Below are 16,671 nucleotides of genomic sequence, written 5' to 3' on the forward strand. Positions count from 1 at the left end.
TTATTCTTTAGTCGATTTATTGGCTAAGGCAGTATTCTCTTTGACATACTTCTCAATTTCACCTGAATCAATTAATTCTTTGATGATTTTATCCATTTCTTTTTTTAAAGAATCGCTGTCTTTTTGCATCGCAATGGCATAAGCTTCATCTTCACTGGATTTTAAATCAATATCGGCAAATTGAAGTTCAGGGTTTTGAGCAATATAAGAGGCGCCGACTGTTTCTTCCACGACTAAGGCATCAATAGATCCCTGTTTTACCTCCAAAATTAGACTAGGCACTTTTGCCACAGAGACGATTTGAGGGTCGGCTAATTGATTTTTTACAATATCTTCTTGAATAGAGCCTTTTTGAGCCCCAATTTTTTTACCCTTTAAACTTTTAATTGAATTATATTTTGCCGCATCTTTTTTATTAATGACTACTTTTTGTGGCGGATTGTAATAATTAACAGAAAAATCAAAAGATTTCTGACGCTCTGGCGTGGCAGAAATCCCAGCAATTCCAAGATCGACTTTGCCTTCTTTCAAAGTGGCTAAAACAGCATTAAATTCCATATCCTCAATTTTTAGTTTAACCCCTAGCTTATCTGCAATTGCTTGGGCCAAGTCCATATCAGCACCGACAATTTTATCTTTACCATTCACTAAAGTATGAAATTCAAAAGGGGCGAATTCCGCTGAAGTCCCAACCTTCAATTCACCACTTTCTTTAATGGCTGCCAATTTGTCTTCTGCTGTTTTACCGCCACAAGCGCTTAATAAAAAACACGTTCCAATAACGGCCAAGCTGGTCAAAAACTTTTTCATCCTATCACTCCTAATAAATATATATTCATTTTTAAATCTTTTATTGAGAATATATACATATTATCATAGTGCTTTTTCAAATGCACGCTTTTTCTGAATTTTTTCAACAAAAAATAGTATATTTTTTCATTTCAAATTTAGTGTTTTTTATCTGCAAAAAGTCAAATCCCTTTCAAAAACCAATTTCACCTGTTGAAAAAAATTTTTTTCGAAAGTCTGCAATACGTTTATTCATTTTTTATACAAAAAAAGGATAACAACTTTGTATCCTCTTCCTTTACTTCTTATTAAATTTAAACACCTTACACAACAATTTATGCTAAAGGATGTAAATCTTTTAGATACTAGCGAATCTAATTTATTCCAAGGAATCCATTTTACGCTGTGTAAATTTTTTTGTTGCTAATATGTATTGTAACTATCTGACAACTTCTCCAGACTTTTTACGCAAACTAACTATGGGGCTGTTTTATTATAAAAAAAGATTTATCATTCAATTGCGCAATGAATGATAAATCTCCAATTAAAACTTACGGAAGCGCTGATAGCGATCTGCTAGTAGTGTCTGTGTATCTTTTTGTGCTAACTCGGCTAATTTTGTGACAAGGTCGCGTTTCATCGTTTCAATGATAGCATCTTGGGGTAGCCCTTTTCCATCTTTTGTTTCGGCAATTACTTTTTCAATGATATTCAAATCATACAATTCTTGGGCTGTAATTTTCATTAATTCTGCTGCTTCATGGGCACGGCTACCGTCTTTCCATAAAATAGAAGCAAAACCCTCTGGCGATAAAATGGCATAAATGGAATGTTCCATCATCCACACTTCATCCCCTACTGCTAACGCTAATGCACCACCGCTACCACCTTCACCAATAATTATCGCAATAATCGGTACTTTTAAATCAGACATTTCCAACAAGTTTTTAGCAATCGCTTCTCCTTCGCCGCGTTCTTCTGCGCCAATACCACAATAAGCACCTGCTGTATTGATAAAAGTAATCACAGGCCGCTTAAACTTTTCAGCTTGTTTCATTAAACGCAGAGCTTTTCTATAGCCTTCGGGATGAGGAGAACCAAAATTTGTTTTTAAATTTTCTTTTAGATCGCGCCCTTTTTGAATCCCAATTACAGTGACAGGTTTATTATCTAAAGTTGCAACCCCACCGACTATTGCCTCATCATCGGCAAATAAACGATCCCCGTGTAGATTTTCATAGTCTTCAAAAATTAACGCAAAAAAATCTAAAGCACTTAACCGTTCTTTACTACGAGCTAACTGAACTATCTCATGAGCCGCGGTCATGTAGTCAACCACCCTTCTACTGTGTGTAAACGCAATAAATGTTCAATTCGTTTTTTTAATTCAGTTCGGGGCACAATTTGATCGACAAAACCGTGTTCTAATAAAAACTCTGCTTTTTGAAAATCTTCTGGTAATTCTTGTTTAATTGTTTGTTCGATTACTCGTCGGCCCGCAAAGCCAATTAAACTTTGTGGTTCAGCTAAAATAATATCGCCTTCCATGGCAAAACTTGCAGTAACACCACCGGTTGTCGGATCTGTTAATACCGTCAAGTAAAATAATCCAGCATTGCTGTGCTGCTTTACTGCAGCCGAAATTTTTGCCATTTGCATCAAAGAAAAAATTCCTTCTTGCATTCTGGCACCACCAGAAGCAGTGAAAATGACAACTGGCAAACCTTTTTGAGTTGCTTTTTCAAATAATCGGGTAATTTTTTCCCCAACTACTGTCCCCATGCTTCCCATGATAAAATGCGAATCCATAATTCCCAGTGCAAATGACAACCCATTAATGGTGGCCTCACCAGTCAACACGGCTTCATGCAGCCCTGTTTTAGCTTGTGTTTGTTTTACTTTTTCTATATAGTCCGGAAAATTCAAAGGATCTTTGCTAAAAACGTCAACGTCCCATTCGTCAAAGCTTTTTTCATCAATTGTAATTGCGATCCGTTCCCATGCACTAATTCGAAAATTATACCCACAATAAGGACAAATTTTTTCTATGCCGATATCTTTAGTATAAAGCATATGTTTACAATTAGGGCATTTTGCCCATAAATTATCCGGAACCTGCGGCTTTTGAATTGCTGTCTGAGTGCGGTTGGGATTAATCCGGATATATTTTTTCTTTTTAAATAAAGCCAAATAAATCCCTCCTAAGCTTCAGGTGTCCAATTTGGTAAAAAGATACTTTGTAAAAAGGCGGTATCATAATCACCAGCAATTACATTAGGATGCGAAATCAAATCCATTTGAAATTCTGCATTGGTCGTGACCCCATCTGTAACCAACTCGCCTAACGCTCGTTGCATCTTCATTAATGCTTCAAAACGCGTCTCACCATGAACAATAACTTTCGCGATCATGGAATCATAATAAGGCGGAATAGTGTACCCAGAATACATGCCGCTTTCCACCCGCAAACCTAGTCCTCCACTTGGTAAAAACAAATTATTAATTTTGCCAGGAGCCGGAGCAAAATTGAAGGCTGGATTTTCTGCATTAATTCGGCATTCAATCGCATGACCGCTGATTTTAATATCGCTTTGTTTGAGGGTCAATGCTTCACCTGCAGCAATTTCAAGCTGTTTTTTAACTAAATCTACGCCAGTAATCATTTCGGTAATAGGATGCTCGACTTGAATCCGAGTATTCATTTCCATAAAATAAAAAGATCCCGTTTCATCCATTAGAAATTCAATTGTACCGGCATTGCAATAATTCACTGCTTTTGCTGCACGAACGGCCGCAGACCCTAACTCTTCTCGTTTTTGTTCTGAAATTATCACAGAGGGTGCTTCTTCTAACACTTTTTGATTATTACGTTGCAATGAGCAATCCCGTTCACCTAAATGAATGACATTACCATACTCATCCCCTAAGATTTGAACTTCAATATGTCGTGCAGGATAAACTATTTTTTCGAGATACATAGCATCATTCCCAAAGGCTGCTTTGGCTTCTTGTTGCGCTGATTTAAAATGTTGTGGTAATTCTTCTTTGGTCATGACCTTGCGAATACCTTTACCACCTCCGCCAGCTGCAGCTTTTAGCATCACCGGATAACCAATTTCATTAGCTAAGCGCAATGCTTCTTCTACGTCTTCTAAAGCATCTTCACTACCGGGAATAACAGGAACATTCGCTTTTATCATCAACTGACGTGCGTTAATTTTATTTCCCATTGCATCAATCGTTTCGCTTTTTGGCCCGATGAACGTAATATTACATTCTTCACACATAGCAGCAAAACGGCTATTTTCAGATAAGAAACCAAATCCCGGGTGAATCGCTTCTGCTTTGGTAACAATTGCTGCACTTAGTATCTGTTGCACATTCAAATAGGAATCGCTCGCTTTAGCAGGGCCAATGCAGATTGCCTCATCCGCCATTTCAGCATGAAGAGCATTTTTATCTGCTTCAGAATAAACCGCAACTGTTTGAATACCTAATTCGCGACAAGCACGAATAACACGTACTGCGATTTCACCACGATTTGCAATTAAAACTTTTGAAAACATACATTCACCTATCCAATCATAAAGGTTAATTCTGCTTCAGCAGCTTTTTTACCATCAACATAGGCAATTCCTTTGCCAATTCCAGCTGAAGCTTTAACTTTTAAGATTTCGACTTCCAATATTAATGTGTCCCCAGGAACAACTTTACGACGAAATTTGGCTTTGTCAATTCCGCCAAAATAGGCTGTTTTCCCCTTAAAATCGGGTAATGAAAGTAACGCAACTGCACCAGCTTGAGCCAACGCTTCGATAATTAATACACCTGGCATCACAGGTTCTTGTGGGAAATGCCCTTGAAAAAAAGGCTCATTTACAGTCACGTTCTTTTTGGCAACGACCTTTTTACCTTCTTCTAATTCTTCTATACGATCAATTAACAAAAAGGGATACCGATGAGGAATAATCTTTTTAATTTCTTCAATTGTCATAACTGCCATAATTTATCCTTCTTTCACAACAAAAAGCGGCTGATTAAATTCCACCACTTGTTCATTTTCCACTAAAATTTGAATAAGTTCACCTGCTACATCACTAACGATTTCATTCATAACTTTCATCGCTTCAATAATACAAAGAGCTTCGCCTTTTTCAATGCGATCGCCAACTTTTTTAAATACAGGCTGATCTGGACCACTCTTCAAGTAACACACACCAACTAAAGGAGAAACAATTTCCGTACCTTCCATTTTAAGGTCTTCCTCTTCTGCCAGTGCAGGAGGAGTAACAGAGGAAACATCTAAAGATTTGTCTAAACAAAAACTTGGCGTTTCTGGCTGTTGGGATACTGTTTCAGTCATAGTACCGTTTTGACCACGGACTTGCTGATTTTTGTTAAAATACAATTCAAATTGATTGTCTTTTAAATCAAATTCAGTCAAAGTCGACTGATCAAATTGTGCTAATAAATCTTTAATTTCATTAATGTTCACTAGCTTAGGCCTCCCAACGTTTTAGACAGATCACAGCATTATGACCGCCAAAACCTAAAGAGTTGCTCATGACGTATTCTAAATCTGCCTCTTTTGCTTTGTTTGTTACAACATTTAAATCAATTTCTGGATCTTGTTTTGTGACATTAATAGTCGGTGGGACAAATTGATATTGTAAAGCCAATAAGGAGGCAATTGCTTCCACTCCTCCGGCCGCGCCTAATAAGTGTCCAGTCATAGATTTTGTACTGCTGACATAAGTTTCTTTATAGGTTTGTCCTAAACCATATTGAATCGCCTTTGCTTCAGCCACATCATTTGCAGGTGTACTTGTTCCGTGAGCATTAATATAACCCACTTCACTAGGTGTAATACCGGCTTCTTGCATCGCTAACTTCATCGCTTTACCTGCACCCGAACCATCAGGATTGGGCGCTGTCATATGATATGCATCACAGTTTGCACCGTAACCGACGATTTCAGCCAAAATATTCGACCCGCGAGCGTTTGCATGTTCTAAAGATTCCACCACAACGACACCGCCGCCTTCGCCCATGACAAACCCACTACGATTTTCATCAAAAGGAACAGAAGCTTTATTTGGATCCGTTTCATTTGTTAAAGCAGTTAAAGCAGCAAAACCAGAAATTCCAATTTCATTAATTGAAGCTTCGGCTCCCCCAGCTAAAATAACATCAGCATAACCATGTTTAATATTACGAAAGGCTTCTCCGATAGAATGCGTTCCAGAAGCACACGCTGTAACTGTACTCGTACAAATCCCTTTAGCTCCCACTTTCAATGCAATGTTCCCAGCTACCATGTTTACAATAGACATTGGTACAAACATAGGTGAAACCCGTTTTGGTCCTTTATCATGCATGCGAATAACTTGATCTTGAATGGTTTGTAAACCACCAATTCCTGAACTTACCATCACACCAAACCGATCAACATCCATTTTTGTGGTATCTAAACCTGACATTGCCATCGCTTCTAAAGCAGCATAAATACCAAACAATGAAAATTTATCCATTCTTTTTGCATCTTTTTTTATGAAATATTTATCAAAGGGAAATTCCTTCACTTCTGCTGCAACCGTAATGCCTGTTTCGCTTGCATCAAACTGAGTAATTTCACCAATGCCATTTGTTCCTTCTTTTAAACTATTTAAAAATGTTTCAGCATCATTTCCAATGGGTGATGCTACACCATAACCTGTAATTACTACGCGATTCATATTATCCTCCTTGTTAAAAGCAGATTTTTAATAGTTAACCATGCATTACTAAACCGCCATCAACATTAATCACTTGCCCTGTAATATATGGACTTTTAGCAAGAAATACTGCCGTTTGCGCAATATCAGCAACTGTACCAAACTTTTGTAACGGAATATTTTTACTTACTTGTTCTTTCACTTTATCAGAGAGAACTTCTGTCATATCAGTTGCAATGAAGCCGGGTGCAATAGCATTACACGTAATGCCACGTGGGGCTACTTCTCGGGCAACAGATTTTGTGAACCCTACCATACCAGCTTTACTAGCAGCATAATTTGCTTGTCCAGCATTCCCGACTAAACCTGAGACAGAAGACATGTTAATAATTGTACCGCAGCGGTTTTTCAACATTTTTTTCATAACTAATTGTGTCATATTAAAAGTGCCGCTTAAGTTAATTTTCATGACGCTCTCGAAATCTTCGGCAGTCATACGTAACAATAGCTTATCGTTGGTAATACCAGCATTATTAACTAAAATATCGATATTCCCTATTTTTTCTTCAACTTCTGCTAATATTTTTTTTGCTGTTTCGTAATCACTGATATCACCAGTTACGCCGATACAGGACACGCCATAACTTTCAATTGCCTCAATTTGCTCTGGGGACACTGGGCGCCTTCCATTTAAAATGATATTGGCACCTTCTTTGGCAAAAGCTTCTGCAATGCCTTTACCAATCCCTCTTGTACTACCAGTAATTAAGGCATTTTTTCCTTTAAGTTCCATCTTTTCCTCCCAAAACACGACTAATTGTTAGCTAAAAATGTAATTGTTTCATTAAATGTTTTGCTGTCTTCTATTCTTGTAGTCGTAATTGTTTTGTCTATTTTTTTTACGAATCCAGTTAAGACTTTACCTGGTCCAATTTCGACCACTTGACTAATTCCCATTTCTTTTAAAGTGGCGATACTTTCATAAAAATGAACAGAAGACATTACTTGTCGCTCTAGCAATGATTTTATTTCATCTTGAGGCATTACTTTAGCTATTGTATTACTAATAACCGGTATCGTCATAGGTTTAAAATCAATTTTTCCCAGCTCTGCTTGCAATTGCTCAGCTGCTGGTTGCAATAAAGCAGTATGGAAAGGACCACTAACATTTAATGGAATCAGCCGTTTTACACCTGCTTTGGTTAATATTTCGCAAGCTTTGTCAACAGCAGCTACCTCACCGCCAATAACAATTTGCTGTGGAGTATTGTAGTTTGCTGGTGAAACAATGCCGATAGCACTTGCTTCTTGGCAACATTTTTCAATAGTTTCACTAGGTGTATTCATAACTGCAACCATCTTGCCACTGCCAGCGGGGGCTGCATTGGCCATAAAATTACCACGTTTAGAAACTAAAGCTACCGCTGTTTTAAAATCAAGTGCCCCACTTGCCACCAATGCAGAGTACTCACCTAAACTTAATCCACAGACTGCATCTGCCGAATAGCCCTTTTCTGATAGTAACCGCCAAAAAGCAATACTGACTGTCAAAATAGCAGGTTGCGTATATTCCGTTTGATTTAATTTATCATTTTGATTTTCCTCAAAACATAAAGCGGCCATGTCATAACCCAACACTTCACTCGCTTCAGCAAAAGTTTGCTTTACGATTTTTTCATTATCGTATAACTCTTTTCCCATACCAGTGTATTGTGCCCCTTGACCACTAAATAAAAAAGCTGTTTTCATTCATTGTCCTCCGTCTTTTCATCTCAAGCCGTCATCTTAAAACAGTTTATTTTGATTTTTTAAGCTTTCAAATTAATTGATTAGCTTTTCTTATAATGAAAGAGATTTCTTTCATTATAAGAAAAGCCAGACTACCGCCCAGCTTAAAAGAAATTATTCAGCTTTTTGTGCTTCAACATATTTTACAAGATCAGCAACTGTTGTGATGCCTTCTTCAGTTTCAATTTTCACATCAAACTCATCTTCTATTTCATTGATGATTTGGAATAAATCCAAACTATCTGCTTCTAAATCTTCTTGAATATTAGTTGTTAATTGAATTTCATCTTTTTCTTTCCCTAATTCTTCTGCTACGATTTCTTGAATTTTTTCAAATACCATGTTTATTTCCTCCAATTAAATGAATTATTTTATGTTTTATATTGTAAACAGGCCTTAAAGCGTTACTTGGATAACTCCCCAAGTCAAACCACCGCCAAATCCTGAAAACACTAAGTTTTGTGTCCCGTCCAAACGAATTATACCTGCTGATACAGCTTCATCTAATAAAAGTGGAATACTTGCAGCAGACGTATTGCCATATTTATCCATATTCTGTAAAAACCGTTCACGTGGAACTTTCAATTTTCTTGCCACTTTATCCAAAATGCGTGAGTTGGCTTGATGTAAGAGATAAAAATCAATTTTATCCTTATCTTCTGCCACTAATTGGTCAATTGCAGCTACAACATCCCGTGTCGCAAAATCAAAAATTTCACGACCTTCCATCTTAAGATAAGGTGATGCAGTGGGACTTTCGCCTTTAAAAGGACTATCGTTTTTCACATAGCCTGCTGTTAACGACGTACTTCTAGTACCGTCAGCTTGTAAATTTTCCTTTTTGATCATTGGAACATCACTTGCTTCTAGTAATACTCCAGCAGCTCCATCACCAAACAAAACTGCCGTCGTGCGATCTTGCCAATCCAGACATTTAGAAAGAACCTCGCCACCAATTACTAACCCCTTTTGCGCTATTGTTTGAATTAACTTCTCCGCTACGGATAAGGCGTATACAAATCCTGAACATGCTGCAGATAAATCAAAGGCAAAAGCGTTGTTAGCTCCAATCGCTCCTTGTACAAGACAAGCTACAGAAGGTGTGGCGTAATCCGGTGTCATTGTCGCTACGATAATAAAATCTAAATCATTAGCAGTAATTTGACTTTTTAAAAGTAATTTTTCTGCAACGCCAATACATAGGTCAGAAGTATTCTCAGTTGTGGCAATGCGGCGTTCCAAAATGCCGGTCCGGCTTTTAATCCACTCATCTGATGTCGCCATAATTTGTGCTAAATCATCATTTTTAATAATTTGGGTTGGAACAAAACTTGCCGTAGCTGTAATTTTTCCGTATTTTCTCATCTTCACACTCACTTATACTCTTGTAAAAAATCATGGAGATTTTTTAAAGCCTTTAATAAAGTTGCTTCCTCATCACTATCCATCCCTGTTAAGACCCGCTTGATCATTTGACGATGGAAATACTGATGTACGCGAAATAGTAGCTTACCCTTTTTAGTCAAACCGAGCTTGACAACTCGTCGATCATCTTCACTACGAATACGTTCGACATAACCTTTTTTAACTAACCGATTGATGGCGGTAGTTAATGTCCCCACCGTGATGGAAAGTTCTTTTGCCACTTCGGAAGTGGTCTTTTTTTTATACATGCCAATAGCTTCAATCGTGTGCATTTCCGTAATACTCAAATCATTAAACTGCGATTTTTGCAGCTCAGATTCTTCAATAGTTAAAATATCATTGAAGACACTCACGAGATAGTCATTGACTGTTTCCAGATCTTTATCCACACATTCACCATCCAAATTAGTTTGATTATCAAATCATTTGACTATCAAAATATATTATAACTTTTTTTAAAATGCAATACTTTTTTGTAATTTTTTTATTTTTCTAAAGCTATCTTCACCTATTTATGATTTTAGCGCGGATATTTTAAAAATTTATTGACAAGTGTTCAGACGAAAGCTAGTATTTAATTTAGTTTGAAAATCAAAGTATTTTACTAAGGAGATTATTATGAAATTAACACCAGTTGCAATTGGTGACTTAAATTTAAAAATTCCAATTATCCAAGGCGGAATGGGTATTGGCGTAAGCCTCTCCCGTTTGGCCGGTAGCGTGGCAAAAGAAGGCGGAATGGGCATTATCTCTTGCGCCCAGATTGGCTTTAGTGATTCACTTTTTGAACGCGCGCCCTTTAAAGCCAACATGAAAGCTATTGAAGAACAATACCATGCTGCTAAAACAATCGCAGGTACAGGTATTGTTGGTTTCAATATTATGTGCGCTACATTCAAATATGAGAAATACGTGCAGCGTTGTGTTGAAGTCGGCGCCGATGTAATTATTTCCGGAGCTGGTTTACCTATTCATTTACCTGAATTAGTGGCAAATTCCAAAACGAAGATTGCACCTATCGTCTCTTCTGAAAAGGCAGCTAAAGTCTTGTTGCGAACTTGGGCTAAACGCTACAATCGGACAGCAGATTTTTTAGTAATTGAAGGACCTGAAGCCGGAGGGCATTTGGGATTTAAGTACGACGGCATTCAAAAAGCCATTGATGAAATGGATGAAGAAGTAAAAAAAATCGTCGCAGTTGCAAAAGAATACGGTGAAAAATTCAATTGTAAAATTCCAGTATTTTTTGCCGGAGGTGTGTATGATCGTAATGATATCGACCATTATTTAAGTCTTGGTTGTGCAGGTGTGCAAATGGCAACTCGGTTTGTAGTAACAGAGGAATGCGACGCTCCTATTGCATATAAAGAAAGCTATTTAAACGCAACCCAAGCCGATATCAAAATCATTAAAAGTCCAGTTGGGATGCCAGGCCGCGCAATTGAAAACGAATTTACCCGGACAATTAAAACAAAACAAATCCCAATTACAAAATGCCGCAGCTGTCTTTCCCGTGATCATTGCGATCGTAAAACTATCCCTTATTGCATTACGGAAATGTTGTTAAACAGCGTAACGAAAAATCCTAATCAAGGCTTAGTTTTTGCTGGCAGCAATGTTTTTAAAGTAAACGAAATAACTACTGTGCCCCTTTTGATGAAAGAATTGAGTAAATAAAAAGCACGAGAGGATAATCCTCTCGTGCTTTTTATTACGATTATTGAATTAAATCATAGATTTCCATTGCCACGATATCAATATTATCGAATTGATAGTGCTGTTGGGTATCTGTTTCTGTCAATTCAAATGTTTCAGTTGATTTATCGTAAGTCACAGTACATTTTTCAACGCCCTCTTTTTCAAAACGGCGGACTTGGATTTCATTATCGGTTGCTTCAGTCATCGCTTCAAGACGTTTGATAATGGCAACTAATTGTGAACTTGTCATGGGGAAAGCCTCCTTTTTCTCAACTTCTGTTATATTGTATCAAAAGCGTTAGCAGCTTGCATTGATTTTTACAAAAAAATCATACTTTTTTGTAAAAACCTTAGTTTCCCCACCATAATTTAATCAAAGCCTGTGTTCCATCATTTTCATAACCCATTTTAGCCAACAACTCGTATAAACGTGTCGCTTCTTTTGTCGCCGGTAAATCAATTTCCATTTTTTCGGCTTCAGCTAAAGCAATTTTTAGATCTTTTATAAAATGCTTAACAAAAAAACCAGGAGTATAGTCTTCTTTCAAAATACGCGGTGCATAATTTGCTAATGACCAATTTGCGGCACTGCCACCACCGACGGTTTCAATAACTTTTGTCAAATCCAAATTTGCAGATTTCGCATAAACAAGCATTTCTGTCATACCGGTCATAGTTCCCGCAATCATAATTTGATTCGCCATTTTAGTATGCTGTCCTTTACCAGGGCCACCATGTAGTGCATAACTTTTACCAATTATTTTAAAAAGCGGTAAAACTTTTTCATAAGCAGATTGTGTGCCCCCTACCATAATCGTTAAAGTAGCATTTTTTGCGCCCAAGTCACCTCCGGAAACCGGTGCATCCAGTGCTGATGCTCCTTTTTGCATCGCGGTGTGAGCAATTTTTTCTGCTAATGAAGGCGTACTTGTTGTCATATCCACTAAAATTTTTCCTTTTACTTCCGCAGTAAAAATTCCGTTTTCTCCATAATAAATTTCTTCCACATCTTGCGGATAGCCGACAATCGAAAATATCACATCTGCACTTTCAGCGACTGCTTTTGGTGTATCACGCCAAATCGCACCTTTTTCCACGATTTGATCAGCCTTGCTTTTCGTACGATTATAAACATACACTTCATTACCGGCCGCTAATAAATGAGATGCCATAGAATGTCCCATAACACCGATACCAATAAAACCAATCTTCATTTTCTATCATCCTCTCAACGTAACAAACAAAAAATCACAACTTTAGTATAAGCTAAAGCAGTGATTTTTTCTTGTAATATGGCTGTAATTAATTGGAAGTTCGTTTAAAAGAATATAATTTAACTTTAATTTTTTGCATTGTGGGTTCTGTTTCTTTTTCTAATGATAAATTCGCATAATACGCAATCATATCATGGTAAAAATCTAGCATGGATTCACCAAAGTGGGTGGCAGAAATTTCATATAATTTATTTGATAGCTTTTGCGGATCAGATCCGAGACCACTTGCAATGTAATTCAAAACAGCGTCTGCAAAATCATCATCAGAAGCAAAAGTCACCCCAAAAGAAGAATCATCTATTAGATTATTCAAATAATCATTTCCCTCCACCACCAAGGGTGTACCTGCAGCCATCGCTTCAGTATAGGTCAAACCTTGTGTCTCTGACGTTGAGGCACTGACAAAGTAATCCGCAGCATGGTAATAAAGGGCAACTTCGTCATTAGGAACTTCTCCGACAAAACAAACATAATCTCCTAAATTCAAACTTTGAACAAGTTCTTTTAATTCTTCAGTATAAGGTCCTTTACCCACAATAACTAAACGCGTCTGAGGCAATTGTGCAATAACTTTTGGCAAACCGTGAATAATAGCTTGAATATTTTTTTCATAAGAAATACGGCTCAATGATAATAACATGATTTGGTTATCTGTAATTCCCAATTCTCGCCTTAACGCTTCTTTCATTTCACTTGTAATGTCTGGCCGCTCGAATTTTTCTAACTCAATTCCAGTGGGAATGACGCGCATGGGGGAAGTGACGCCATAACCTCTTAAAGTATCAATCACTCGCTCACTTGGGCACACTACACCAGTGGTATGGTTTGCAAACAAACGCGAGAAATATTTAACATGGGATTGCCGTACTACTTTACCTTTCGCAATATAATGTAAATAATCTTCATACATTGTATGATACGTGTGAATGACTGGTACCTTCAATTTTTTCCCTACCATTTTACCTAAAAGACCAGCGCCAAATTCTGTATGGGTATGAATTAAATCCAACTCCAATTCTTTTGCAATCAGATAAGCATACCACATTCCTCTCACCACAATTCGACGATCTTTAAAAGAAACAAAAGGAACACTCGGCATACGAATTATATCTTCTTCAATACCAGTTGCATTGGGATCTGTCGTGGTGAAAATATAGACTTCATGCCCCTTTTTTTCCAACTCGGTCTTTAATGTTTTAATTGATGTTGCTACACCGCTAACTTGCGGAAAATAGGTATCTGTAAAAAACCCGATTTTCACAGTCTTTCCTCCAAACTATCTCGCTGTAACTTATACAGTTAACCAACAACTTTTCTATAGTGTATCACAGCTTTATCATACTTTAATCAAACTATAGTCCTATTTCAAATTACATTTTAGCGTTAAATCGCCTAAAATAACAATGAAAAAAGGACAAGTGACAAACTCGTTAGATGGCTCTCTTAGTACTAGCTGTTTAAATCATCAATTTCTTCAAAAACACCTCGAAATTCCCATCACAACTCTATCAGCAGAGACCGCCATTTTAATGCTTCTTCTTATTTATTCATTTCTTAGCACAAGTACCTGCCTTTTATTTCTAATTATCTAAGCTTGTTTTGATTTCCTCTTTTTATCAAACTTTGATTCTTTACTTTAGCATAACATATAAGAAAATACTTTTCTTTTATTAAGCTATTAAAAAGGGAAGTTTGAAGATTTGTCCTTTTATTAAAAATTTAAAAACAAAAAAACCCCAGAGAAAAATCTCCGAGGTAAAAAATAATTTTTATTTTACAGCTTCTTCTACTAATTCAATGACTTCTTCCATTGTATCGCAGTCATTTAATGCTTTATCAGCAAGAACTTTCATATCTTCAGTAGATAAACGTTTCATTAAGCTGCGTGTTTTAAGAACTGATGTTGCGCTCATTGAGAATTCATCTAAGCCCATGCCCATCAAAATTGGCACAGCAGTTTGATCGCCGGCCATTTCACCACACATACCAGCCCATTTACCTTCAGCATGAGCCGAATCAATTACGTTTTTAATTAAACGTAAGATAGATGGGTTATATGGTTGGTAAAGATAAGACACACGTTCGTTCATACGGTCTGCAGCCATAGTATATTGGATTAAATCATTTGTACCAATACTGAAGAAGTCTACTTCTTTGGCAAATTTGTCTGCTAAGACAGCTGCCGCAGGAATTTCAATCATAATACCAACTTGGATTGTATCAGAAACTGTTACACCTTCGTTGATTAATTTTTGACGTTCTTCATCATACATTTTTTTAGCTGCTCTGAATTCTTTCAACGTTGCGACCATCGGGAACATAATGCGTAAGTTACCAAAAGCAGAGGCACGTAACAAAGCACGTAACTGTGTTCGGAACATGTCGTCGCCTAATTCAGATAAACTGATACGCAATGCACGATAACCTAAGAAAGGATTCATTTCATGCGGTAAAGTTAAGTATGGTAATTCCTTATCCCCGCCGATATCCATTGTCCGAACAACGACTGGTTTATCACCCATACCTTCTAGAACTGCTTTGTAGGCTTCAAATTGATCTTCTTCAGTTGGAAAATCAGGTGAATCCATATAAAGAAATTCTGTTCTATATAGACCGATTGCTTCAGCGCCATTGTTGTGTACACCTTCTAAATCTTTTGGTGTACCAATATTAGCAGCTAATTCAAAGTGTTTACCATCAGCAGTGACAGTATCCGCTTCTTTTAGCTTTTCCCATTCGGCTTTTTGGGCAGCGAAATCTGCACCAGCTTTTTGGAATTCGGCTTTTTGTTCTTCAGTTGGATCAATGATAACATCGCCAATAATACCGTTAACAGCTAGAATATCGCCTGCTTTAACTTTAGCCGTAATTTCTTTTGTTCCAACAATCGCAGGAATTTCAAGAGAACGCGCCATAATTGCAGAGTGAGAAGTTCGTCCGCCAATGTCAGTAACAAAAGCTTTAACGAATTTCCGATCTAATTGTGCAGTATCACTTGGTGTTAAGTCATGGGCAACCACGACAACTTCTTCATTAATCATTGAAGGGTTTGGTAAAGTAACCCCTAATAAGTGTGCTAAGACACGTTTGGCAACGTCACGGATATCAGCTGCGCGTTCTTGCATGTAAGCATTATCATCCATTGCTTCAAACATGCCAATGTACATGTCAGTAACTTCTTTCAATGCAGATTCTGCATTGACTTTGTTATCTTTCACGTTTTGTTTAATTTGACCAATCATTTCAGGGTCAGATAAGACCATCAAATGAGCGTCAAATACTTGAGCTTCTGCTTCGCCCAAACTTTGCGCTGCTTTTTCCCGAATTTGTTGTAATTCTTCAGTAGATTTTGCTAAAGCATCGTCTAATCTTTTTGCCTCTGCTTCCGTATCATCTACAGAAATTTTGTTAAAGGATAAATCCGGTTGAACTAGCAGGTAAGCTTTCGCAACGGCAACTCCGTCACTTGCGGCGATCCCTTTTAGCATTTCAACCATTATTCAGATAATCCTTCTTTCTTCATTGTTTCAACGATTGCAGCCATTGCGTCTGCTTCGTCAGCACCTTCAGCTGTGATTGTTACGTCAGAACCTTGGCCAACACCAAGAGACATAACGCCCATGATAGATTTAAGATTTACAGATTTACCTTTGTACTCTAAGTTAATGTCAGAGTTAAATTTGCTAGCAGTTTGTACTAATAATGTAGCGGGACGTGCGTGAATCCCTGTTTCTGCAACTACGTGAAAATCTTTTTTTTCCATATTAATCGGTCTCCTTTGTGAAACAAGTTTTTTGTGAGGGTTTTCTTTTTTAATAGTCAAAACAAATCATCAAAAAAGGCCCTTTCAACTGTTAAGATTACCATTTTTTTTACAATCGTACAACCGTTTTCTCTCATAATCACTAAAAGATATCTAGTCCAATTGCATTTAAAATTATTCTGCCATTATTTAGAGCCACAAGGATACTGAGTTAATACTG

The 16,671-nt window shown here is 37.3% G+C and carries 18 protein-coding genes; 1 reads left to right on the forward strand and 17 read right to left on the reverse strand.

Annotation, left to right across the window (positions count from 1 at the left end; genetic code table 11):
- From RK01_RS04915 to fabT, 12 genes are all read right to left on the reverse strand, one after another.
- Positions 1–810, reverse strand: a complete 810-nt coding sequence (locus RK01_RS04915) for a transporter substrate-binding domain-containing protein (RefSeq protein ID WP_016172176.1) — start codon at positions 808–810, stop codon at positions 1–3.
- Between the two features lie 523 nt (positions 811–1,333).
- On the reverse strand, positions 1,334–2,116 hold the full coding sequence (locus tag RK01_RS04920; protein WP_016172177.1) for an acetyl-CoA carboxylase carboxyl transferase subunit alpha: 783 nt from the start codon (positions 2,114–2,116) through the stop codon (positions 1,334–1,336).
- A complete protein-coding gene (gene accD, locus RK01_RS04925; RefSeq protein ID WP_016172178.1) occupies positions 2,113–2,979 on the reverse strand; it encodes an acetyl-CoA carboxylase, carboxyltransferase subunit beta in 867 nt (288 codons plus the stop codon). Before accD ends, RK01_RS04920 begins: the two co-directional genes overlap by 4 nt.
- 11 nt (positions 2,980–2,990) lie before the next feature.
- A complete protein-coding gene (locus RK01_RS04930; protein ID WP_016172179.1) occupies positions 2,991–4,355 on the reverse strand; it encodes an acetyl-CoA carboxylase biotin carboxylase subunit in 1,365 nt (454 codons plus the stop codon).
- Positions 4,356–4,363: 8 nt separating this feature from the next.
- The gene (gene fabZ, locus RK01_RS04935; RefSeq protein ID WP_195517032.1) at positions 4,364–4,783 is read right to left on the reverse strand and encodes a 3-hydroxyacyl-ACP dehydratase FabZ; all 420 of its coding nucleotides are present in this window, start codon (positions 4,781–4,783) and stop codon (positions 4,364–4,366) included.
- 12 nt (positions 4,784–4,795) lie between these two features.
- Positions 4,796–5,284, reverse strand: a complete 489-nt coding sequence (gene accB, locus RK01_RS04940) for an acetyl-CoA carboxylase biotin carboxyl carrier protein (RefSeq protein WP_016172181.1) — start codon at positions 5,282–5,284, stop codon at positions 4,796–4,798.
- A 4-nt stretch (positions 5,285–5,288) separates the two neighbouring features.
- Positions 5,289–6,524: a beta-ketoacyl-ACP synthase II gene (gene fabF, locus RK01_RS04945; protein WP_016172182.1), complete on the reverse strand. Its 1,236-nt coding sequence runs from the start codon at positions 6,522–6,524 to the stop codon at positions 5,289–5,291.
- Between the two features lie 34 nt (positions 6,525–6,558).
- Positions 6,559–7,296, reverse strand: a complete 738-nt coding sequence (gene fabG / locus RK01_RS04950) for a 3-oxoacyl-[acyl-carrier-protein] reductase (protein WP_016172183.1) — start codon at positions 7,294–7,296, stop codon at positions 6,559–6,561.
- 20 nt (positions 7,297–7,316) lie between these two features.
- Positions 7,317–8,252, reverse strand: a complete 936-nt coding sequence (fabD, locus tag RK01_RS04955; RefSeq protein WP_016172184.1) for an ACP S-malonyltransferase — start codon at positions 8,250–8,252, stop codon at positions 7,317–7,319.
- A gap of 153 nt (positions 8,253–8,405) precedes the next feature.
- The gene (locus tag RK01_RS04960; RefSeq protein ID WP_016172185.1) at positions 8,406–8,633 is read right to left on the reverse strand and encodes an acyl carrier protein; all 228 of its coding nucleotides are present in this window, start codon (positions 8,631–8,633) and stop codon (positions 8,406–8,408) included.
- 54 nt (positions 8,634–8,687) lie between these two features.
- Complete coding sequence (locus tag RK01_RS04965) at positions 8,688–9,656, reverse strand: beta-ketoacyl-ACP synthase III (RefSeq protein ID WP_016172186.1); 969 nt, start codon at positions 9,654–9,656, stop codon at positions 8,688–8,690.
- A gap of 8 nt (positions 9,657–9,664) precedes the next feature.
- Positions 9,665–10,105: a fatty acid biosynthesis transcriptional regulator FabT gene (fabT, locus tag RK01_RS04970; RefSeq protein ID WP_016172187.1), complete on the reverse strand. Its 441-nt coding sequence runs from the start codon at positions 10,103–10,105 to the stop codon at positions 9,665–9,667.
- Between the two features lie 229 nt (positions 10,106–10,334).
- On the opposite strand from fabT, the gene RK01_RS04975 reads away from it, so the two are divergent.
- The gene (locus tag RK01_RS04975; RefSeq protein ID WP_016172188.1) at positions 10,335–11,393 is read left to right on the forward strand and encodes an NAD(P)H-dependent flavin oxidoreductase; all 1,059 of its coding nucleotides are present in this window, start codon (positions 10,335–10,337) and stop codon (positions 11,391–11,393) included.
- Between the two features lie 40 nt (positions 11,394–11,433).
- Here RK01_RS04975 and RK01_RS04980 read toward each other — a convergent pair whose 3' ends face one another.
- The 5 genes from RK01_RS04980 to RK01_RS05000 form a co-directional block, all read right to left on the reverse strand.
- Positions 11,434–11,664 (reverse strand): YkuJ family protein, encoded by a 231-nt coding sequence (locus tag RK01_RS04980; RefSeq protein WP_016172189.1) that lies wholly within the window; start codon positions 11,662–11,664, stop codon positions 11,434–11,436.
- Positions 11,665–11,764: 100 nt separating this feature from the next.
- Positions 11,765–12,628 (reverse strand): NAD(P)-dependent oxidoreductase, encoded by an 864-nt coding sequence (locus RK01_RS04985; RefSeq protein ID WP_016172190.1) that lies wholly within the window; start codon positions 12,626–12,628, stop codon positions 11,765–11,767.
- Between the two features lie 88 nt (positions 12,629–12,716).
- Positions 12,717–13,949 (reverse strand): glycosyltransferase family 4 protein, encoded by a 1,233-nt coding sequence (locus tag RK01_RS04990; RefSeq protein WP_016172191.1) that lies wholly within the window; start codon positions 13,947–13,949, stop codon positions 12,717–12,719.
- 508 nt (positions 13,950–14,457) lie between these two features.
- Positions 14,458–16,185 (reverse strand): phosphoenolpyruvate--protein phosphotransferase, encoded by a 1,728-nt coding sequence (gene ptsP, locus RK01_RS04995; RefSeq protein WP_016172192.1) that lies wholly within the window; start codon positions 16,183–16,185, stop codon positions 14,458–14,460.
- Positions 16,185–16,451, reverse strand: coding sequence for a phosphocarrier protein HPr (locus RK01_RS05000; protein WP_016172193.1), 267 nt, complete (start codon positions 16,449–16,451; stop codon positions 16,185–16,187). The genes ptsP and RK01_RS05000 overlap by 1 nt, the downstream gene beginning before the upstream one ends.
- Between the last annotated feature and the right edge of the window lie 220 nt (positions 16,452–16,671).

This window comes from Enterococcus dispar ATCC 51266, assembly GCF_000406945.1.
GTDB lineage: Bacteria > Bacillota > Bacilli > Lactobacillales > Enterococcaceae > Enterococcus_C > Enterococcus_C dispar.